This window comes from Bradyrhizobium sp. CCGE-LA001, from assembly GCF_000296215.2.
Taxonomy (GTDB): Bacteria; Pseudomonadota; Alphaproteobacteria; order Rhizobiales; family Xanthobacteraceae; genus Bradyrhizobium.
The window spans coordinates 4776399-4795153 of sequence record NZ_CP013949.1 but is presented as its reverse complement, the minus strand read 5'-3'; the positions used below and the strand labels follow the sequence as shown (position 1 = coordinate 4795153).

General features: G+C 65.1%; 21 protein-coding genes. 7 read left to right on the top strand and 14 right to left on the bottom strand.

All coding sequences use genetic code 11. The features are described from left to right. Positions 1-56 precede the first annotated feature (56 nt). Positions 57-758: an SDR family oxidoreductase gene (locus BCCGELA001_RS22310; RefSeq protein ID WP_060736339.1), complete on the top strand. Its 702-nt coding sequence runs from the start codon at positions 57-59 to the stop codon at positions 756-758. Between the two features lie 11 nt (positions 759-769). Here BCCGELA001_RS22310 and BCCGELA001_RS22305 read toward each other — a convergent pair whose 3' ends face one another. Next, on the bottom strand, positions 770-1930 hold the full coding sequence (locus tag BCCGELA001_RS22305) for a serine hydrolase (RefSeq protein ID WP_442855139.1): 1161 nt from the start codon (positions 1928-1930) through the stop codon (positions 770-772). A gap of 174 nt (positions 1931-2104) precedes the next feature. Here BCCGELA001_RS22305 and BCCGELA001_RS22300 point away from each other — a divergent pair, with 174 nt between their 5' ends. Next, entirely contained in the window at positions 2105-2488 is a 384-nt protein-coding gene (locus tag BCCGELA001_RS22300; RefSeq protein ID WP_008548970.1) for an ArsR/SmtB family transcription factor, read from the top strand. Then, on the top strand, positions 2488-2979 hold the full coding sequence (locus BCCGELA001_RS22295; protein ID WP_008548968.1) for an SRPBCC family protein: 492 nt from the start codon (positions 2488-2490) through the stop codon (positions 2977-2979). The genes BCCGELA001_RS22300 and BCCGELA001_RS22295 overlap by 1 nt, the downstream gene beginning before the upstream one ends. Positions 2980-3042: 63 nt before the next feature. Here BCCGELA001_RS22295 and BCCGELA001_RS22290 read toward each other — a convergent pair whose 3' ends face one another. The 4 genes from BCCGELA001_RS22290 to BCCGELA001_RS22275 form a co-directional block, all read right to left on the bottom strand. Beyond that, positions 3043-3930: a manganese catalase family protein gene (locus BCCGELA001_RS22290; protein WP_008548966.1), complete on the bottom strand. Its 888-nt coding sequence runs from the start codon at positions 3928-3930 to the stop codon at positions 3043-3045. Between the two features lie 217 nt (positions 3931-4147). Beyond that, positions 4148-4474, bottom strand: coding sequence for a hypothetical protein (locus BCCGELA001_RS38600; protein ID WP_162492957.1), 327 nt, complete (start codon positions 4472-4474; stop codon positions 4148-4150). Between the two features lie 56 nt (positions 4475-4530). Further along, entirely contained in the window at positions 4531-5379 is an 849-nt protein-coding gene (locus BCCGELA001_RS22280) for an MBL fold metallo-hydrolase (RefSeq protein WP_008548959.1), read from the bottom strand. Between the two features lie 21 nt (positions 5380-5400). Beyond that, positions 5401-5964, bottom strand: coding sequence for a NuoB/complex I 20 kDa subunit family protein (locus BCCGELA001_RS22275; RefSeq protein ID WP_060737777.1), 564 nt, complete (start codon positions 5962-5964; stop codon positions 5401-5403). A gap of 248 nt (positions 5965-6212) precedes the next feature. Here BCCGELA001_RS22275 and BCCGELA001_RS22270 point away from each other — a divergent pair, with 248 nt between their 5' ends. Both BCCGELA001_RS22270 and BCCGELA001_RS22265 read left to right on the top strand, forming a co-directional pair. Next, entirely contained in the window at positions 6213-6710 is a 498-nt protein-coding gene (locus BCCGELA001_RS22270; protein ID WP_008548951.1) for a ferritin-like domain-containing protein, read from the top strand. Positions 6711-6836: 126 nt separating this feature from the next. Then, on the top strand, positions 6837-7103 hold the full coding sequence (locus tag BCCGELA001_RS22265; RefSeq protein ID WP_083543374.1) for a hypothetical protein: 267 nt from the start codon (positions 6837-6839) through the stop codon (positions 7101-7103). Between the two features lie 26 nt (positions 7104-7129). Here the strand turns inward: BCCGELA001_RS22265 and BCCGELA001_RS22260 are convergent, their stop codons facing one another. From BCCGELA001_RS22260 to BCCGELA001_RS22245, 4 genes are read right to left on the bottom strand one after another with little or no spacing between them, the layout of a single operon-like run. After that, entirely contained in the window at positions 7130-8350 is a 1221-nt protein-coding gene (locus tag BCCGELA001_RS22260) for an ABC transporter substrate-binding protein (protein ID WP_008548941.1), read from the bottom strand. A gap of 15 nt (positions 8351-8365) precedes the next feature. After that, positions 8366-9352 (bottom strand): Bug family tripartite tricarboxylate transporter substrate binding protein, encoded by a 987-nt coding sequence (locus tag BCCGELA001_RS22255; protein ID WP_060736336.1) that lies wholly within the window; start codon positions 9350-9352, stop codon positions 8366-8368. A 48-nt stretch (positions 9353-9400) separates the two neighbouring features. Further along, positions 9401-10597, bottom strand: a complete 1197-nt coding sequence (locus tag BCCGELA001_RS22250; RefSeq protein WP_008548938.1) for a CaiB/BaiF CoA transferase family protein — start codon at positions 10595-10597, stop codon at positions 9401-9403. Between the two features lie 15 nt (positions 10598-10612). Next, positions 10613-11482, bottom strand: coding sequence for an IclR family transcriptional regulator (locus BCCGELA001_RS22245; protein WP_060736335.1), 870 nt, complete (start codon positions 11480-11482; stop codon positions 10613-10615). A gap of 211 nt (positions 11483-11693) precedes the next feature. On the opposite strand from BCCGELA001_RS22245, the gene BCCGELA001_RS22240 reads away from it, so the two are divergent. Then, positions 11694-12536, top strand: coding sequence for a hypothetical protein (locus tag BCCGELA001_RS22240; protein ID WP_060736334.1), 843 nt, complete (start codon positions 11694-11696; stop codon positions 12534-12536). A gap of 4 nt (positions 12537-12540) precedes the next feature. On the opposite strand, the gene BCCGELA001_RS22235 is transcribed toward BCCGELA001_RS22240, so the two are convergent. Continuing rightward, positions 12541-13203, bottom strand: coding sequence for a response regulator (locus tag BCCGELA001_RS22235; protein WP_008548921.1), 663 nt, complete (start codon positions 13201-13203; stop codon positions 12541-12543). Next, a complete protein-coding gene (locus BCCGELA001_RS22230) occupies positions 13200-14582 on the bottom strand; it encodes a sensor histidine kinase (RefSeq protein WP_060737775.1) in 1383 nt (460 codons plus the stop codon). The genes BCCGELA001_RS22235 and BCCGELA001_RS22230 overlap by 4 nt, the downstream gene beginning before the upstream one ends. A 192-nt stretch (positions 14583-14774) precedes the next feature. Here BCCGELA001_RS22230 and BCCGELA001_RS22225 point away from each other — a divergent pair, with 192 nt between their 5' ends. Continuing rightward, positions 14775-15656 (top strand): DUF3280 domain-containing protein, encoded by an 882-nt coding sequence (locus BCCGELA001_RS22225; RefSeq protein ID WP_060736333.1) that lies wholly within the window; start codon positions 14775-14777, stop codon positions 15654-15656. Here the strand turns inward: BCCGELA001_RS22225 and BCCGELA001_RS22220 are convergent. Genes BCCGELA001_RS22220 through BCCGELA001_RS22210 form a run of 3 tightly spaced genes read right to left on the bottom strand, consistent with a single transcriptional unit; the run spans position 15646 to position 18683 of the window. Then, the gene (locus tag BCCGELA001_RS22220) at positions 15646-16677 is read right to left on the bottom strand and encodes an L-idonate 5-dehydrogenase (protein ID WP_060736332.1); all 1032 of its coding nucleotides are present in this window, start codon (positions 16675-16677) and stop codon (positions 15646-15648) included. The genes BCCGELA001_RS22225 and BCCGELA001_RS22220 overlap by 11 nt on opposite strands. A 27-nt stretch (positions 16678-16704) precedes the next feature. Beyond that, positions 16705-17472 carry a glucose 1-dehydrogenase gene (locus tag BCCGELA001_RS22215; RefSeq protein WP_060736331.1) on the bottom strand — a complete coding sequence of 256 codons (768 nt, stop codon included), beginning with the start codon at positions 17470-17472 and terminating at the stop codon, positions 16705-16707. Positions 17473-17483: 11 nt separating this feature from the next. Then, positions 17484-18683 carry a mandelate racemase/muconate lactonizing enzyme family protein gene (locus BCCGELA001_RS22210; RefSeq protein WP_008548888.1) on the bottom strand — a complete coding sequence of 400 codons (1200 nt, stop codon included), beginning with the start codon at positions 18681-18683 and terminating at the stop codon, positions 17484-17486. Positions 18684-18755 lie beyond the last annotated feature (72 nt).

The following is an 18755-nucleotide window of genomic DNA, read 5'->3' as shown; positions in this document are numbered from 1 at the left end:
CCTCATGACGGGTCGGGCCTGCGGTTCGGCTCGACGATATCAGAGGACGACAGGTCATGGCGGAGAAGGTTGCACTGGTCACCGCGGGCGGCAGCGGCATGGGGGCAGGGGCCGCGCGGCGGCTCGCAGCGGACGGGTTTCGCGTGGCGATCCTGTCGTCCTCCGGCAAGGGCGAGGCGCTGGCGGCCGAGCTCGGCGGCTTCGGCGTCACCGGCTCGAACAAGTCCAACGACGATCTGAAGCGCCTCGTCGACGGCGCACTGGCCAAATGGGGACGCATCGACGTGCTCGTCAACAGCGCCGGCCACGGTCCGCGCGCGCCGATCACCGAGATCACCGACGAGCAATGGCATGCCGGCCTCGATACTTATCTCCTCAACGTGATCCGTCCGACCCGGCTGGTGACGCCGGTGATGCAGGCGCAGAAGAACGGGGCCATCGTCAACATCTCGACCGCCTGGGCATTCGAGCCGAGCTCGATGTTTCCGACCTCGGCAGTGTTCCGGGCCGGCCTTGCCGCCTTCACGAAGATATTCACCGACACCTATGCGGCCGACAACGTCCGCATGAACAACGTGCTGCCGGGCTGGATCGACAGCCTGCCGCAGACGGATGTGCGCCGCGACAGCGTGCCGATGCAGCGCTACGGCAAGGTCGAGGAGATCGCTGCGACGGTCTCGTTCCTGGCTTCCGAGGGGGCGGCCTACATCACCGGCCAGAACATCCGCGTCGATGGCGGGCTGACGCGCTCGATCTAAAGACGTTCGCGTCAATGCGATGACACGAGCCGGGCCAGTTCCGGCAGGATCTTGTAGCGCGCGATCTCGTGCGGATATTCGCCGCGATTGGCGAGCAGGACGAGGCCGAGCCGCCGCGCCGGTACGAGCCCGATATAACCGGAAGCGTTGTTGAGGCCGCCGGGCTTGTCGACGATGGTGACGCCGGGAAGGTGCACGCTCTCCCAGGCCATGCCCTGTCCGAATTTCTCGTCGACATGGAAGGCCTCGCGCTGCGTCATCCGCAGTGCCCCGCGCAGATGCGGATCGATCGCGCGGCCGTCGACGCAGGCGGCGACGAAGGTCGCAAGATCGCGCGCGGACGAAAACATCTGGCCGGTGCCGGGAAAATCGAAATAGCTCTGCTGGTTGCCGATGGGGCCGATCGCCATGCCCTGATCCGAGTAGCCCTGAGCCGCGCGCAGCACCCAGGCCTCGTCCATGACGGCGCGATTGTCTTCGCCGCGCGCGGGCACGTAGGTCGCGGTCATGCCCAGCGGCTTGAGGATGCGCTGCTCGAACAGCGGCGCGATCGGCATGCCGTAGCGGCGCTCGAGCACGAGCTGAAGCAGCACGTAGCCGGCATGGGTGTAGATGCGCTGCCGGCCGGGTGCAACGCCGGGGGCGGGCGCGAAGGCGTTCAGCATGGCGATGAACTGGTCGCGCGTGAACTGCTCGTCCGGCCAGGGCGGATGGTCGGTCGGCAGTAGCAGTCCCGACGTGTGCGTGGCCAACTGGCCAACGGTCACCTGGCGGATGTAGTCGCCGTTCAACTCGGGCAGGTATTTCGGCAGGCGATCGTCGAGCCGCAGCTCGCCACGCAGCGTGCCGAGCGCCACGAGCGCGGCCTCGAACGGCTTTCGCAACGAGGCGAGATTGAACAGCGTGTCCGGCGTCACCTTCCGTTTGGCCGCATCGTCGGCAAAACCATAGGTGAAGAATTCGACATGGCGGCCGGCATAGAGCGCGGCGGCAAGGCCGCCCGCATGGTCCGACGTCACCGTCTGCGCCAGATGGTTCGCGACGATGTCGCGCATCTGCGCGATCATGTCGGAATCCGCCAAGGCGCGGCGGGGCCAGGCAAGGGCGAGTGGAACGAGCGCGGCCCGGGCGAGCGCTCGCCTTGTGAGATACGATGGGGTGACAACGGACACGACAAGGCTCTGACGCAAGATGTGATGCGCCCCCGGGCTCTTCTTAACGTGAACCGCCGGGCGCCCCAATTCACGATTGCTTGCAGGAATCCGCCACATGGCCTGCGGCGAAATAACTTAGCCGTGTAGCTAACAATGATTGACAGCGGTTGGTCGCGGGTTATAGTTAGCTTCATGGCTAACCAATCATCCCGGCTCGACCAAGTCTTCTCCGCGCTCGCCGATCCCACGCGGCGGGCGATCGTGATGCGGCTCTGCTCAGGCGAGGCATCGGTCGGCGAGCTCGCCGATCCCTTCGACATGGCGCTGCCGAGCTTCATGAAACACATCCATGTGCTGGAGACGAGCGGGCTTCTGCTGTCGGAGAAGTCCGGCCGCGTGCGCACCTGCCGCCTCAGCCCGGATGCGCTGCTCGGCGCGGAAGACTGGTTCCAGCAGCAGCGTGCGACCTGGGAGGCGCGGCTCGACCGGTTCGAAGCCTATGTGATCAAGCTCAACAAGCAGAGGGCGGCCGCCAAGCGGCCGTCCCGCGCAACAAAACGGAAAGGTTCCGAGTGATGACGAATTCTGCCAATCCAGCCCTGTCGCAATGGTCGCTCGATCGGGAGATCGTGATGTCGCGCGTGATCGACGCGCCGCGTGATCTGGTGTTCGAGGCCTGGTCCGACCCGAAGCACTTGCCGCAATGGTTCGGGCCGAAGGGGTTCAAGATCGAGACCTTCGAGATCGACGTGCGTGTCGGCGGCGTCTGGCGCTTCAACATGATCGGGCCCGACGGCACGGTCTATCCCAACCGCATGCGCTTCCGCCGCATCGAGCGGCCGTCCTTGATGGAGATGGATCACGGGCTCGACCAGGACGACGATCCCGGCATGTTCCGCTTCACCGTCACCTTTGCCGAGCAAAGCAATGGCAAGACCGTGCTGATGATGCGCCAGCTGGCCTCCAGCACCGAGCAGCGCGATGGCATGATCGGCTTCGGCGCGGTCGAATACGGCTACCAGACGCTGGACAAGCTGGCGGCGTATGTGGCGGACATCAAGCGGTAGGAGCTGTGTTCATTCCGGGCCGCCGAATAGAGCGCGCCCGGAATGACGCATTGATCAACGTGCTCAGGTGAGCGCGTTGGTCACCGGCGGCTCCTGCATCTGCTCCACTTGCGCGGCGCTGTCGGGCCGCGCCGGTCCGAGCACGGGCACGTCGCCAAGCGGTTCAAAGCCAGGGCGAGCGCTGAATTCGCCGCGGCCGTCAAGGGAGGGGCCTTCAGAGTAGCGGCCAGGCGGTACAGGAGCCCCGTTGCGTTCGGTGCCCATGAACATGTAAGCGAACTCGGTCGCCTCCTTGCTACGGTCGAAGCTGTTCGGGATCGGCATCGAGGCCTCGCCGCCCATCTCCTCGATCACGGCAAGCCATTGCTGCTGATGCATGGTATCACGCGCGATCAGATAGCTCAGCATGTCCTGCATGCCCGGATCGCTCGTGGAGTTATAGAGACGCACGGCCAGCGTCCGGCCGGTGGATTCGGCGGCGACGTTGCAATACATGTCGGCGGCCAGATTGCCGCTGGCGTAGATATGCGAGCAGTCAAAGGGGATGCCGTCACTATCCGACGGGAAGGCTGCCATGCCCGTCGAGAGTATGTGCTTATGCAGCATGCCCTCGATCACGTGACGCGGCCTTTCGCCGCCCGACATCACGGCGCCGACGATCGGATTGCCTTGAAGGCTGGTCTCCTGCATCGTCGCCGGTGCATTTTCGAGGTTCAGCGCGACTGCGGTCGAGAGCATCTCGATGTGGCTGATCTCCTCGGTCGCGGTGTTGAGAAGCACGTCGCGATATTTGGCGGGACCGCGCGCGCCCCAGGCTTGGAAGAAATATTGCAGGCAGACGCGGATCTCGCCTTCCACACCGCCGATCGCCTGTTGCAGCTGACGGGCGAAGATGGGATCGGGCTTCTCGACCTTGACCGGGTATTGCAGTCGCTTGTCGAAGTAGTACATGCGCAACTCCTTTTGTCTTAGCGCTGGTGCAATGGCGCAATGAGGGCGGTGGAGGTTGCGTTCCTAAACATTTCTAGCGGCTGCTTGGTCGAGTTCTAAATCCATTCGCAGAGGATGCGAAAAAGATGCGGCCCCGGCGGAGGGGAGGAAACGCCGGGGCCGCTCTCACGCGCACAACTTGAAGGGATCAGACTTGAAAGTCTGATCAGCGCTCTGCCTAGCGCCGCGGTGTTGTGCCGCTCGAAGATGGAGTGGTTTCGTTGCGCATGCCGGGAGGGCTGGAGGCGCCTTGTCCGCCACGCTCCACGTGCGTGATGCCGCCGCCTCCGCCGGTCCCGCCTGAACCTCCGCCCGCGCTACTACCACCAGCGCCCGCGCCACCACCGGCCCCTGCGCCTGCACCGGCTCCCGCGCCACCTGCGCCGCCACCGGCTCCGCCAGCACCACCGCCGGCTCCGCCGCCTGCGCCTTGCGCGATGGCCGCGCCGACCGAAGCGACCGCCAGCACTGCGGCGGTGAAGATCGTCAGAATTGTCTTACGCATGTCGTGTCTCCTTGGGGTTTACGATGACGACCAATCACGCCCGACGTCGTCCGTTCCTATGCTCGTTGGTTTTGAGGCACCGCCACTTCGTCGAATCGTTCTGCGAGAGCGTCGAGCGCTGCGCGCATCTCCGGTCCTTGCATCGCTGCGCCGTGTCCGGTCACGACGATCTCAGGAGCAAGCGCGGCAAGTTCGCGCACTGACGCCTTCGCGCTCGCCCAGTCCGGCGTGAAATACATCGGAGGCCCATGCATCTCCGGGCTCTGCGTCATGGCCGCATAGACAGACTCCTGCCGCGTGGTGATGAAGGCGTCGCCGGCGATCAGCACGCGGTCGCGTTCGCGCCAGAGCGAAATGTGGCCCGGCGTATGCCCAGGCGTGTGGATCCAGCGCCAATCGGGCATGAAAGGCACGCTGTGATCGCAGGGGAGGTCGTAGAGTTGCGACGCGACATTCACCGGGCTAGTCGGAAACAGCGGAGAAAGTCGCGCCAGCAGCCCGCCACCGACGCTGGGATCTGCCGGCGGATAGCTTCGTGTGCCGTCGAGATAAGGATGCTCGCCGTGATGCGAATAGACCGGCACCTCCCATTCGTTCGCCAGCGTCTCGAGAGCGCCGACATGATCGAAATGAGCGTGCGTCATGATGATGCAGGCGGGGCGACCATGTCCGCCGAAGCGGGCGCCGGCTGCGGAGCGGATGGCCTTCGCCGAGCCGGCAATGCCGGCATCGACCAGAACCCAATTGCCGTCGCCGGCCCCTTCGAGTCCGACGAACATCACATTGACGATGACCAGTTGCCGATAGGCGACATCCGCGACGATCTGCCGGGTGTTGTCGTTGCGATCGAGATCGGATTGGGCGTGTTCGGCTTCCGCCGATGTGGAGAGGGGAATTTGGCTCATGTCCTGTCTCGATGCATTCAACTATCTCTCGATCGTGCCCATGCGTCTGATCTTCTGCTGAAGCAGCATCACGCCGTAGAGCAGCGCCTCCGCCGTCGGCGGGCAGCCGGGAACATAGATGTCGACCGGCACGACACGGTCGCAACCGCGGACGACGGAATAGGAATAGTGGTAATAGCCGCCGCCGTTGGCGCAGGACCCCATCGAGATCACGTAGCGCGGCTCCGGCATCTGGTCGTAGATCTTGCGGAAGGCGGGAGCCATCTTGTTGGTCAAGGTGCCTGCCACGATGATCACGTCGGATTGCCGCGGCGACGCCCGCGGCGCAAAGCCGAACCGTTCGGCGTCGTAGCGCGGCATCGACATCTGCATCATCTCGACCGCGCAGCAGGCCAGCCCGAACGTCATCCACATCAGCGATCCAGTTCGCGCCCAAGTGATCAACTCCTCGGCAGAGGCCGTGAAAAATCCCTTGTCCGCGAGGTCATCGCGGATCTGCATGAAATACGGGTCCGACGAATTGTCCGGCTGGTGTCCCGGACGGGCGTTTAAAAGATTGCTTGCAGGTGGGGACCCGTCGACCATCACTGTCTCGCTGTGCGGTTGCCACTTCGCGATGCCGCTGGACGTTGCGGAGAACCGCGGGTGGAGTTGGGCGTTCCTGGCGCCGAAGATCCATTCGGCTTTTGCCATCACAGGTTAACGCCGGGTCCTTCGGCGGAACATGCGTCGTGGCGGCCGGGCCCCTCTGGCAATCACCCTGGTCTCGTTAGGAACAATCGCCTGCGCTCCCCGGTTGCGGCAACGAAGCCAGTCAAACGGAGGACAGGAAAATGGCTAACGAAGCCCGCGATACGTTCGTGGTGGGACTACGCAATGCGCATGCGATGGAAGTGCAGGCGCGCGAGTTGATGGAACGCCAATCGGAGCGGCTGGATGAGTATCCCGAGGTCAAGGCGAAGGTCACGATGCACCTTCAGGAGACCAACGAGCAGCTCAAGCGGCTGGAGCAGTGTCTCCAGGCTTGCGGGGAGAGCACGTCCAGCCTGAAGGATACGGCGCAGTCGGTGATGGCCAACATGATGGCGATGGCGCATTCGGTCGCGGGCGACGAAATTCTCAAGAACACCTTCGCCAACAACGCGTTCGAGAATTTCGAGATCGCCGCGTACAAATCGCTCCTGGCGCTCTGCGGCCCCGCCGGTGCGCCGGAAGCCAAGCCGCTGCTCGAAGCCTCCCTGAAGGAAGAGCAGCGCATGGCGTCCTGGATCGACTCCAATGTCGAGAAGGTGACCATGGAGTACCTGACGCATCAGCGCCAAGCGGCCTAAGTCTCAGCGTTCCTCGTCGCTATCTCGCCACCGGCGCGTCCACGCGTCCGGTGGCTTTGCGCGCGCTCAGCGGGGTCATGCATCCGAGCGATAGGAACGATCGCCTTCCTCCGGCTTTGGCTGGTCATGACGCACATTATCTTCAGCGACTATCGCAACCCAGCCGCCGAGCAGGCCTACGAGATCGCCTGGGACTTCCTGGCGCGGACCGGCGCCATCCGCGATGAATTCGAGGCCTGCGTGTTCCTGGCGCAGCGTATCACCATGATGGTCGAGGAAGGCCTAGACAACCGCATTCGCATGGCCAATCGCGCGATCTCCGAATATCAGCACCACATCGATGAGTCAGATGACTTCATCCGCAAGGGCGGTCGGCGTGCCGGAGGGCACTGAGCGCCGCTGGGAGAGGCTGCGCGAGCTCACTCTTTCGCTTCGTCCGTGATGATGTCCCCGAGCTTCTGCCAGCGCTGGCCGTCGAACTGCACCATCTGGAACTGCTTGTTGACGCGGTAGTCCGTCGGACTGGTCGTGACCGAGATCCCCGGCAACGTCAGGTCGAGTTCGACGTTCTTCAGGCTGCCCGCCTGCCGCATGACGTTCTCGCGGGTGAGGTCGTCGCCGCACTGCCTCAGCACCTGCACTAGGAGCTGAGCGGTGATGTAACCGTAAACGTTCAGGTTCGAATCCCTGTCGCCGTCCGGGTAGTACTTCGCCATGAAGGCGAGATAGCGCTTCATGCCTGCATCGTCCTTCCATTCGGGATCAGCGGCGTCCTTGACATAACCGACGCTCACGATGCCCTTGGAATTTTCGAGGCCTGCCGGCTTCAGCACAGCGCTGACCGAGGAGGCATTGATGTCGATGATGTGGAGCGGCTTCCAGCCGATCTCGGCGACCTTCTTGATCGCCTGAGCTGCCTGCTTCGGCGTGGTGGCGCTGAACAGCACGTCGGCCCCGGCATCCTTCAGCCGCAGGATCTGTGAGTCGATGGTCGGCTCGTTGATCTCGTAAGACGTCTCGGCCACGACCATCTTGGCTTTGTCGCCGAGGCCGGCCTTGAGGCCGGCGAGATAATCCTTGCCGAGGTCGTCGTTCTGGAAGAGCACGCCGATCCTGGCGTTCGGATGGTTCTTCAGAATGTACTGCGCATAGATCCGGCCCTCGACGAGGTAGGAGGGATTGAAGCCCATGGTCCAGGGGAAGTTCTTCGGATCGGTGAAGCGCGCGGCGCCGGTTGCGGCGAACAGCTGCGGGATCTTCTTCGCATTGAGATATTTCTGCACGGCGACGTTCGGCGCTGTGCCGATGATCTGGAACGTCAGGAGAACCTCGTCGCTTTCCACGAGCTTGCGGACCTGCTCCACCGTCTTCGGCGGCGAATAGGCGTCGTCATACTGGATCAGCTCGAGCTTGCGGCCGTTGACGCCGCCCTCATCGTTGATCATCTTCACATAGGCGGCCTGGGTCTTGCCGATCACGGCGTAGGCCGAGGCAGGCCCGCTCAGCGGAATGGTCTGGCCGACCTTGATGGCGGTGTCGGACGCGCCGGCATCGTATTTCTTCTGCGCCTGCGCGGCCACGATCGAGAGCGTGAGAACGAGCGCGGAGACCGCGATGCGTTTGACCAGGACGTGTTTCATACCCGATTTCCCCTCTTACTCGCCTTTGAGCCCGGCATCGCGGATCAGCTTGGTCCACTTCTGCGTCTCGTTGTCGATGAATTGGCCGAATTCGGCCGCGGAGCCGGGTCGCACCTCGAGTCCTTGTGCGGTCAGCTTGTCTTTGATGGGTGGCTCGGCGAGCGCGCGCAAAACCTCGGCCTGGAGCTTGTCGACGACGGCACGTGGTGTCGTCGCCGGCGCCATGAAGCCGTACCAGCCGGCCGCAGCGACATTGGGAAAGCCTTGTTCGCGCAAGGTCGGCGCCTGCGGGTACAGTGCGCTGCGCTCCGGCGAGGCGACGCCGAGCACGGTGAACTTGCCGCTCCGGATGTAGGGCAGCGCGGTCGGCAGCGCCGTCAGCGTGGCGTCGACGCGGCCGGCCAGCAGCTCGGTGTAGGAGGCGGCATCGCCCCGGAACGGGATGTTGAGGCCCTTGACGCCGGCGTCCCGGAACAGGAGCTCGCCGGCAAGATGCGGCTGCGAGCCGGCACCAGGGGAGGCGAAGGTGAGGCCGTCCGGCTTCGCTTTGCCGTAGGCGATCAGTTCGGACAACGTCTTGAACGGCGCATCCGCGCTGATGATCAGGAACAGGGGCGCGACGACGACCATTGCGACAGGTTGCAAATCCTTGCGCTCATAGGTCAGCTTGCCGAACAGCGCTTCGGCGGTGGCGTAGGGGGCCGCGACATAGAGAAAGGTGTAGCCGTCGCCCGGCGCATGGGCGACCAGGTCGTTGGCGATGCGCGTCCCGGCGCCCGGCTTGTTCTCGACGATGAACTGCTGACGCAGACTGCGGCCGAACTCTTCGGCGAGCAGGCGCAGCGAAATGTCGTTGGAGCCGCCCGGTCCGTAAGGCGAGATCAGCCGCACCGTGCGCGAGGGCCAGGCGTCTTCGGCGCGTGCCGTGAAGCTCGAGCTGGCCGCAACGCTTGCTGCGATGGTGCCTAGCACGGTTCGGCGTGTGACCTCGAATCTTGCCACTGTGTGGTCCTCCCTTGATTTTCTTGGTTTTTTGTTGGACTTGCGACGTCAGATCACCTTGCGTTGGGTAAGCCGTTCGATCTCGGCCTCCGAAAGACCGAGCCAGTCGCGGTAGACCTCGCGATTGTCCTGGCCGATGTCGCCGGCGGCGTGGCGCAACCGCGTGGGATCGACGGCGAAGCGCGGGACCGCGTTGGTCATGGCGACCGTGCCGAAATCCTTGTCGGGGACACGCGTGATGGCTTCGCGCGCGCGCACTTGCGGGTCGCCGGCGATCTGGTCGATCGAATAGATCGGTGCGAGCGTGCCCTGCGCAGCGTTGAAGTTCGCAAGGACCTCGGCGAGCGGGTGTGCCGCGCACCAAGCGGCGAAGATATCGTTGAGTTCAGTGGCGTGCCTGACGCGCTGGCCGTTGGTGGCGAAGCGCGGGTCGTCGATGAGGTCGGGACGATCGATCGCGCGGCAATTGGCTGCAAAGAGCGCATTGGTCGAACCTGCGAGCGTCACCCAGTGATCATCACTGGTGCGAAACACGGCCGCGGGGGCCGAGTAGCCGTTGGCGTTGCCGATGCGGCCGCGGACGGCGCCGAGCTGGTCGTGCTCGATCGCGAGAACGTCGAGCAGCCGGAAGACCGACTCCGTCAGCGCCAGATCGATCTCCTCGCCTGGCGCATCGGGGTAACGTGCGCGCTTCCACAGCGCCGTGAGCACGCCGACCGCGCCGAACAGGCCGCCGATCGAATCGCCGATCGGATATCCCGGATGGGTCGGCTCGCCATCGCGCTCGCCGGTGATGTAGGTGAGCCCGCCCATGGCTTCGAAGATCCGGGCGAAGCCGGGTCGCTCGCGGTACGGCCCGTCCTGTCCGAAGGCGGTGGCGCGCAGTATGACGAGGCGCGGTTGAATCGACCACAGCACCTCCTTTGACAACCCCCAGCGATCGAGCGTACCCGGACGGAAATTCTCGATCAGCACGTCGAAGCGCGGAAGAAGCTGCTTGAACAGCGCAAGCCCATCCGGCGTCCGCAAATCGAGCGTGGCGAGCTTCTTGTTGCGGTTGGCAGCCTTCCACCACAGCGGCTTGCCGTCCTTGAACGGCGGAAACGACCGCACGCCGTCGCCTTGCCCGGGCATCTCGAGCTTGAGCACATCGGCGCCGTAGTCGGCCAGCAGGGTGGCGGCGAATGGCGCGGCAATGATCGTCGCGATGTCGAGAACCTTCAAACCTTCGAGCGGGCCAGCCATGTCATTCCCTTGCGCTTATGATTTTCTTGTTTTGCGAGGCGGCGCGGCTGGTGCCGTCTGTCCGACAATGGTGCGGATGCTGTCGGCAAGCGCTGCGATGCGCGGCCCGATCTCGCGCTCCAGCTGCCCCGGCTCGAGCCGGAAGGCCGGAATGCCGCAATTGATCGAGAAGGACTGCCCTGTCTCGCTTGCGTGAAACAAGGGGGCTGCGACGGCGTGGATCGAGGCCATGTACTCGCCCCAGCAGGTGCAGAAGCCGCGGCTGGCGCATTGCGCGAGGCCGGCGCGGTACTTGTCTTCGAAGGCCGCCCACAACTCGGAATCTTCCGCGGCAATGCGCCGCTCGAGTCCTGCGGCGTCCGCCGCCGGCAAGGTCGCCGCTGCGGCGCGGCCCATCGCCGTCATCACGACCGGAATCGGCATGCCGATGTCGGGAACGTGGGGGCCGACGTCGCCGGACCGCGCTGTTTCGACGTAGATCATCGAGGTTGCGTCGAGCAGTCCGATCGAGACCGTGCCGCGCACGCTCTGCGCCAGCTCTTGCATCATCGGACGCGCGACCTGGCGGAATTGCATGTCGGCGAGCAGCGGATGCGCCATCCGCAAGGCACGTGCGCCGACGCGGTATTTGGCGCGTTCTGCGTCGTAGCGAAGGTAGCCGAGCTCGGCGAGTGTGTGCGTCAGCCGCGCCACCGTCGGCCGCGGAATGCCGGTGAGCGTCGACAGCTCCATGTTGCCGAGCTGCGTTGCGCCGGCCCTGAAGGCTTCAAGCACGACGAGGCCCTTGGCCAGTGTCGTTGCAAACGCGGCGTCATCCGCGCTCTCGGCAAGCACTGCCGCGGCGGAGGAGGAGGCAAGGGCTGGTTTTGATGCGGTTCGAGCCATACGGGTTTAATGCACCCGGCTGCACTATTTGTCCAACAGATTAACGAAATCTATATTTGTGTCCATTATGCGGACGCGCGCGGTTTTCGCGGGCGGGCTTACACGCGCGGGAAAATGCGCCGTCGCGCACAGATTTTTGTCGCGATTCCGTGGTGTCTCGTGACAGGATTATTACGAACAGATGTCACGTCGATTACAGCGGAGCGAATTCATGTTGCAGTGGCAGGCACGGTCAAATCCCCTCGCGTGGTGGTGGGGGTCTCTGACGCTGGTCAGCGCTGCCAACATCCTCGTCTGGTTCATGCTGTACCGCGAGTTCTATCCGACCGTAGCCGGCAGCGTCAGCGGCGGCTCGGATATCGGCCTGATGTTCCTGCTTTGCGCCGGCTACGTGTTCGGCTGCGCCTTCCGCTCGGTGCTGCCGCGCGCCGACGTCCAGCGCATCTGTCTGTTCGATACCTGGCTGTCGAGCGTGTTCGTCGGCCGCACGGTCGCGACCGTTGCCGAACTCTGCTTTGCCGCGCAATGGGCGATCATCCTGCATCAGCTTGGTCAGATGACCGGCGCGGAGACCGCGGTGAACATCGCGCTTCTGATCGTGCCGATCATCGTCATCGCGGAGTGCTTCTCCTGGTACGCGGTGGTGACGACCAACTTCCTCTACAATGCGATCGAGAATTCGCTGTGGGCCGTGACCTTCTTCCTCGCCGGCATCGCGCTGTGCCGCTTGATGCCGGAATTCCAGGGCGTGGTGCGCTGGGCGCTGATGTCGGGCATCGTCGGCATCGCCTGCTTCCTCGCCTTTCTCATCACGGTCGACGTGCCGATGTATCTCAGCCGCTGGCGGGCAGGGCACGCCGAGGGCAACAAGTTCCTCGGATTTTTCGAAGGTCTGCGTGACGTTGCGACGCGCTGGGTCGTGACCCACGACGTCGCGCATTGGAGGGGCGAGCTGACCTGGATGTTCCTGTATTTCAGCGCGGCCGTGTGGTCGAGCCTCGCGCTCTGCGCGCTCTACGCCATGGAAGGGTATCTGGCGCGCTATCTGGCCTGACCGATCAGGTCTCGCCGAGATCGACCTCGGTCAGGATCCCCTGGCGCAGCGCCAGCCGGACCAGCTCGATGTCGGAGCCGACGCCGAGCTTGTCCTTGATCAGCGAGTGCAGGTTCGCCACCGTCTTCGGGCTGACGTGGAGCGTCTCGGCGATCTCCTCCGTCGTGTTCTCCGCGAGCAGCAGCCGCAGCACCTCGAATTCGCGCGGCGTCAAGACGTCAGCGGCCGAGCTCTCGCCGCTGATGCGGCTCAGCGCAAGCTCATGGTCGATGTCGGGGCTGATGGCGATCTTGCCGGCGAGCACGTCCTTCACCGCGCGCACCAGCGTCTCGGGCGGACTCGTCTTGGTGACATAGCCCCTCGCACCGGCGCGTATCGCCTGCACCGCAAAGCCGGCATTCTCGTGCATGGTGAAGACCAGGATCCGCGCGGCCTTGTCCCATTGCCTGATCCGTCTGACGGCCTCGATGCCGCCGATGCCGGGCATGCTGAGGTCCATGATGACGAGATCGGGCGCCTCGGATTTGTAAAGGCGATAGGCCTCCGCGCCGTCGGCGGCCTCGGCGACGACGCGCAGCCCCGGTTGCTTCTGGAGCACGGAGCGATAGCCCTCGCGGACGACGGAATGATCGTCGACCAGCAGGATGGTCGCCTCGGTCCCGCTCATGCCGCGTGGTCCAGCGCAGGCCGATCGGCGGATGCGAGCGGAATGAACACGCGCAGCGCCGAGCCGTGGGCGCCAGACTCAAAGCTCAGCCGGCCGCGAAGCGCGGCGACGCGCTCGCGCATGCCAAGCAGGCCCATGCCGGATTTCGCCGCGGCATCGTTCGGCCGGCCGTCGTCCTCGATCGCGAGCGCGATCTCGCTGTCGGCCGTGGTCAGATGCAGGCTGACCTTCGTGGCGCCGGCGTGCTTGGCGGCGTTGGTGAGAGCCTCCTGCACGATGCGATAGAGGTTGGCGCTGACGGATGCGGGCACGCTGTCGAAGGCACCCTCGAACCGGATCTCGAAGCGCGGCTGGCCACGGCTGCGGCCGTTCCAGCCCGACACCAGGCCTTCGAGGCTCGCGACGAGGCCGAGCTCGTCGACGTCGGGCGGCCGCAGCCGGAACAGTGCGCCGCGCAGCGTCTCCATCATGCCGGTCGCGGTCCGGGCGATGCCGTCGCACTCTCCCAGCAAGTCCGGGCAGTCCTGCGCCGCGGTCTGGCGGGCGGAGGCGGCGAGCGCGCGGATGGCGGCGAGCGACTGGCCGAACTCGTCGTGCAGCTCGCGCGCGAGATGGCGGCGCTCCTCGTCCTGGAGCGCGATCAGCTTCCGCGTCAGTTCGTTGCGTTCGGCCAGCGCGAGGTCGAGGCTTTCGGCAAGGTGATTGAAGACGTCGCGGATGGCCGAGAGCTCGGCGAGATCGAACGGCGGCAGCCGCGTCGTGAGATCGCCGGCGGCGATGCGCTCGAGTCCGTCGCCGATCATCCGGGTGGGGCGCAGGGCGCGGGCGAGGGCGGCATAGACCAGCGCGCAGAGCAGCGGCAGCGCGATCGCAAGCGCGATCGTGAGGCGGCCGGCCTCGTGCCAGGCCTCCGCCGTCTGCACGGCCGGATCGACAGTGACCACGGTCTCGCCGAGCTTGGCGCCGCGCACGATCACGGGCCGCGCCGCCTCGCGGCCGGGGTCGAACAGGCTGCGATAGAAGGCGGTAAAAAGCTGCGGCGGCGGGCTCGCGGGGGCCGGCGCGCCGCTACAGAATCGCTGGAGCATGTCGCCGCTCGCGCCACGGAAGCCAAGACACAGGCCGGGCGTCATGACGTAGGCCGACACCGGATCGAGGTTGGGGAAATCCGAGCGCGGGTTGGTCCCCCATTGCATCTTGCCCTGTTGCAGCTCCAGCGACTTCGCCACGATGGCTGCGATACCGTCGATGCGCGCATGCGCGGCGCGGTCGGCTGCGATCAGGAAATAGGCGGAGATCGCCGCGAAGCAGGCGGCTGATATCCCGGCCACCAGCAACGTCAGACGGACCTTGAGATCGAACCTCGGGCGGTTCCACATCGGCTTGCACCTGGCGCGAACGGGCTTGTTGCCCCGCATTAAAGGGCAGAACGCTGGCGGCGGGAAGCGTTCCCGCCGTGCCGCAATGCAACGTCGTGAAATTTTCCCGGCATTGGTCGGGACCGCCACTGCTGCATGGCCTTGAGCGCCCCGTCCAGATTTGCGCCGCCGCTCATCCCATGGGGCCCATCCATGCATCGATCCCGGTTGATTCTCTCTGCTTCTCTTCTCTTTGCCCTGTCGCATTCGCCGGTCCACGCCCAGGCCGCCATTGGCGTTGTCCTGGACGATTTCAGCTATACTGACACGTCGGGCGAGCCGACCAATCAGACCGCCGCCCATGAGCGGCGGCTGGCGGCCTTCATGGCCGCGCTCCGGCGGGATATCGGCGAGGCTGGGCGCTACCGGCTGGTGCAGTCCGCTGAGGACGGCGCGGCGTTCAAGGTCATCGGCGGCATCCAGAAGACGAGCACGCTGGTGCAATGGGCCAAGGTCGCCGTGATCGACGTCAGCGCCAAGAAGCTCGCGATGGATAAGCTCTACTCCTTCCGCGGCGACAGTGACGAAGCATGGGAGCGCGCCGAGATATTCCTGTCCCGCGAGATCATTGCTGCGCTCGGCACCCAGGCGCCGGTCGCGCTCGCCGTGTTCGACTTCGAGCTCGAGGACGTGACGGCAGCCTCGGCGGGCGCGTCAGCCGCGTCGGATGCATCATATCTCGCCGAGGTCACCGGCGGCGTGCGCGAGGCGCTCGGCCAGTCCGGCCGTTACCGGATCGTCGACGTCGGCGAAGCGGCGGCGAAAGCGGGGGCTTTGCGGGATTGCGGCGGCTGCGAGGCCGCCATTGCGCAGAAGCTCGGCGCGGACCAGTCGCTGATCGGTGTGGTGCGCCGGGTCAGCCGCACCGAATACACGATCGGCTTCCAGCTTCGCGATGCCAGGACCGGCGCGGTGCTGGCGCGCGGCGACAGCGGCTTGCGCCTCGGCGCGGATTATTCCTGGAAACGCGGCGCCGTGCGGCTGGTCCAGGAGCGGCTGATCGAGAGCCAGCAGGCCACCGACGCTAGAAGGTAAGCTGCACCTTCATCGACTGCGAGCGGTCGCTGGCGAGCTCGAAGGCGGCGACCGCGTTCTCGAACGGCATGGTGGCCGTGATCAGCGGCTTGACGTCGATCAGGCCTTCGCCCATCAGCCGCACCGCCAGCTCGAACTCGGGATCGAAGCGGAAGGTGCCGCGGAGCTGCAATTCCTTGGCGACAATGGTGTTGATCGGCAACGTCATGTCGCCGCCAAGGCCGAGCTGCACCAGCGTGGCGCCGGGCCTGAGCACATCGAGCGCGGTGCGCAAGGCCGCCTGATTGCCCGAGGCTTCGAACAGCGTGTCGAACACGCCCTTGCCGGTGCGCCAGGGATCGAGCGCAGCGGCATTGGCCGCGACGTTGATGGCGTGACTGGCGCCGAGCTTTCTGGCGACCGCGAGCGGCGCTTCGGCGACATCGGTCACCACGATCTCGGCGGCGCCGCCGAAGCGTGAGACCAGGATCATCAGCGCCCCGATCGGGCCGCAGCCCGTGATCAGCACGCGCTTGCCGAGCAGAGGGCCGGCCTGCTTGCCGGCATGCAGGCACACAGCCAGCGGCTCGGCGACCGCGGCCTCCGCCAGCGACAGCTTGTCCGCGATCGGCACGGCCTGCGTCGCATCGACCGTGATGAACTCGCGGAAACCGCCCTGCACATGGGGAAAGCGCATCGCGCTGCCGAGAAAGCGCATGTCGAGGCACTGGTTGCGCATGCCCTGCTGGCAATGCAGGCACTGGCCGCACGGCCTGCTCGGATTGACCGCGACGCGCGTGCCGGGCTTCACGCCGGTGACGCCGTCACCGACGTCAGCGACCACGCCGGCGATCTCATGGCCCAGCGCCATCGGCTGCTGGATGCGCACGACGCCGAAGCCGCCGTGATGGTAATAATGCAAGTCAGAGCCGCAGATGCCGCCATTGGCAATTCTGACGCGGGCCTCGCCCGGGGCGGGCGCCGCATCCGGATAGCTATCGATCCGCAGGTCCTTCGGGGCGTGGATGACGACGGCGCGCATGAGCTTGCTCTCTCCTTGAAGCTGCGATCACATCGCGGCGATCATGCCGCCATCGACATAGATGATCTGGCCGTTGACGTAGGTGGAGGCGTCGGATGCCAGGAAGATCGCCGCGCCGACCAGCTCGTCGGGCTTGCCCCAGCGCTTGGAGGGGATGCGGCCCATGAGCCAGTTGTTGAAATCGGTGTTGTTGACGAGCGCCTCGTTCATGTCGGTCAGCATGTAGCCCGGGCCGATCGCATTGGCCTGGATGCCGTGCTGGGCCCATTCCACCGCCATCGAGCGGGTCAGGTTCTTGATGCCGCCCTTGGCCGCCGTGTAGGGCGCGATGGTGGGACGGGCAAGCTCGCTGCCGAGCGAGCCGATATTGATGATCTTGCCGTGCTTGCGCGGTATCATGCGCTTGGCCGCCTCGCGGCCGATCACGAAGGCGCTGGTGAGATTGGTCTCGATCACCTTGCGCCATTCGTCGGTGGTGAATTCCACCAGCGGCTTGCGGTGCTGGATGCCGGCGTTGTTGACGACGATGTCGACGGCAATGCCCTTTTTGTCGAAATCGTTGAAGGCCGCCACGATCGCGGGCTCGTCGGTGACGTTGAACGCGGCGCCTTCGGCCTGATGCCCGGCTGCGCGAAATTCGGCGACAGCCTGCTCGACTCGCTCGGGATCGACGCCGTTGATGATCAGCTTCGCGCCAGCCTTGGCCATGCCCTCGGCGATGGCGCGGCCGAGGCCGCGGGAGGAGCCGGTCACGAGCGCAGTGCGGCCGGAAAGATCGAAGAGGGCGGTGCTCATCTCAAAATTCCTCAGACGTTGGAGCGGCGCACGATGAGATCGGTGCGGTCGAATACGGCGGGCAGGAGATCGACGCCGAGGCCGGGGCCTTCCATCGGGAAGACATAGCCGTCCTTGATCACGGGCATCGTGGTGACGAGCTCATTGTACCAGCCTTTGTAGAAGGCGCGCACGGATTCCTGGATCAAGGTGTTGGGCTGGCTGAACGACATGTGGATGGCGGCGATGAAGCCGATCGGGCCGATGCAATCGTGTGGGGCGAAGGGACGGTGATAAGTCTCGGCCATGGCCGCGATCTTGCGGCCCTCGGTGAGGCCGCCGGTCCAGCACAGATCCGCCATCACCACATGCATGGCATCGCGGTCGAGCATGTCCTTGTAGGGGAAGCGCGAGCCTAGCGTCTCGCTGGCGCAGACCCAGACGTCGGTCGAGCGGGCATATTCGGCCAGCGCCTGCGGCGAGTTCATCCGGATCGGGTCCTCGTACCAGGTCGGCTTGTAGGGCTCGAGCGCTCGTGCGATTTGCTTGGCGGTCGGCAGATTCCAGAGCGAGTGGAGCTCGACCATGATCTCCATCCTGTCGCCGACGGCCTTGCGGATCTTCTCGAACGGCTCGATCGCCTGCTTCATCTGCGCGGCGGTGATGTAGAGGCCTTTGTTTTCCTGCGCTGCCGGATCGAACGGCCAGATCTTCATCGCCGAGATGCCGCTCTCCAGCAGGCTTTCGGCGAGCGCATCGGCACGGTGCATGAAGCCGTCGAGGTCTTCATACGGCCCTTTGGAGGCGCCGAGATTCCAGTTGGCGACCGGGCTGATATTGGTCGAGCGCACATATTGCGTGCCCGCGCAGGTGTTGTAGATGCGCTGCTTGTCGCGGCAGAGGCCGCCGAGCATCTGATGCACCGGCTGGCCGCAAACCTTGCCGAACAGGTCCCACAGCGCGATGTCGATTGCCGAGGCCGCGCGATATTCGACGCCGGTGGAGGACTGCGCCATCGGCAGGTTCAGCATGTCGCGATGGATGGCTTCGATGTGCAGGGGATTGCGGCCGAGCAGGCGGCCGGCAAAGGTGTCGTGGATCTGCGCTTCGACCGCGCCCGCGCCATAGAAGGTCTCGCCGAGGCCGATCACGCCGGCATCAGTGTGGACGCGCACCCAAATGACGTTGGAGAACTCTTCGGTGCGCAGGGTTTCGATCGACGTGATCTTCACGGCAACAATCCTCCCATCGGGCTCATAGCGCCCGCATTGTTTGTCATTTCTGCGCCGCGATTGCCGGCGGGG

What these genes read in the sequence shown, in the direction of transcription:
- BCCGELA001_RS22310 (WP_060736339.1), top strand. Translation starts at nt 57, where the DNA reads ATGGCGGAGAAGGTTGCACTGGTCACCGCGGGCGGCAGCGGCATGGGG.
- BCCGELA001_RS22300 (WP_008548970.1), top strand. Translation starts at nt 2,105, where the DNA reads ATGGCTAACCAATCATCCCGGCTCGACCAAGTCTTCTCCGCGCTCGCC.
- BCCGELA001_RS22295 (WP_008548968.1), top strand. Translation starts at nt 2,488, where the DNA reads ATGACGAATTCTGCCAATCCAGCCCTGTCGCAATGGTCGCTCGATCGG.
- BCCGELA001_RS22290 (WP_008548966.1), bottom strand. Translation starts at nt 3,930, where the DNA reads ATGTACTACTTCGACAAGCGACTGCAATACCCGGTCAAGGTCGAGAAG.
- BCCGELA001_RS38600 (WP_162492957.1), bottom strand. Translation starts at nt 4,474, where the DNA reads ATGCGTAAGACAATTCTGACGATCTTCACCGCCGCAGTGCTGGCGGTC.
- BCCGELA001_RS22280 (WP_008548959.1), bottom strand. Translation starts at nt 5,379, where the DNA reads ATGAGCCAAATTCCCCTCTCCACATCGGCGGAAGCCGAACACGCCCAA.
- BCCGELA001_RS22275 (WP_060737777.1), bottom strand. Translation starts at nt 5,964, where the DNA reads ATGGTCGACGGGTCCCCACCTGCAAGCAATCTTTTAAACGCCCGTCCG.
- BCCGELA001_RS22270 (WP_008548951.1), top strand. Translation starts at nt 6,213, where the DNA reads ATGGCTAACGAAGCCCGCGATACGTTCGTGGTGGGACTACGCAATGCG.
- BCCGELA001_RS22265 (WP_083543374.1), top strand. Translation starts at nt 6,837, where the DNA reads ATGACGCACATTATCTTCAGCGACTATCGCAACCCAGCCGCCGAGCAG.
- BCCGELA001_RS22260 (WP_008548941.1), bottom strand. Translation starts at nt 8,350, where the DNA reads ATGAAACACGTCCTGGTCAAACGCATCGCGGTCTCCGCGCTCGTTCTC.
- BCCGELA001_RS22250 (WP_008548938.1), bottom strand. Translation starts at nt 10,597, where the DNA reads ATGGCTGGCCCGCTCGAAGGTTTGAAGGTTCTCGACATCGCGACGATC.
- BCCGELA001_RS22245 (WP_060736335.1), bottom strand. Translation starts at nt 11,482, where the DNA reads ATGGCTCGAACCGCATCAAAACCAGCCCTTGCCTCCTCCTCCGCCGCG.
- BCCGELA001_RS22240 (WP_060736334.1), top strand. Translation starts at nt 11,694, where the DNA reads ATGTTGCAGTGGCAGGCACGGTCAAATCCCCTCGCGTGGTGGTGGGGG.
- BCCGELA001_RS22235 (WP_008548921.1), bottom strand. Translation starts at nt 13,203, where the DNA reads ATGAGCGGGACCGAGGCGACCATCCTGCTGGTCGACGATCATTCCGTC.
- BCCGELA001_RS22230 (WP_060737775.1), bottom strand. Translation starts at nt 14,582, where the DNA reads ATGTGGAACCGCCCGAGGTTCGATCTCAAGGTCCGTCTGACGTTGCTG.
- BCCGELA001_RS22225 (WP_060736333.1), top strand. Translation starts at nt 14,775, where the DNA reads ATGCATCGATCCCGGTTGATTCTCTCTGCTTCTCTTCTCTTTGCCCTG.
- BCCGELA001_RS22220 (WP_060736332.1), bottom strand. Translation starts at nt 16,677, where the DNA reads ATGCGCGCCGTCGTCATCCACGCCCCGAAGGACCTGCGGATCGATAGC.
- BCCGELA001_RS22215 (WP_060736331.1), bottom strand. Translation starts at nt 17,472, where the DNA reads ATGAGCACCGCCCTCTTCGATCTTTCCGGCCGCACTGCGCTCGTGACC.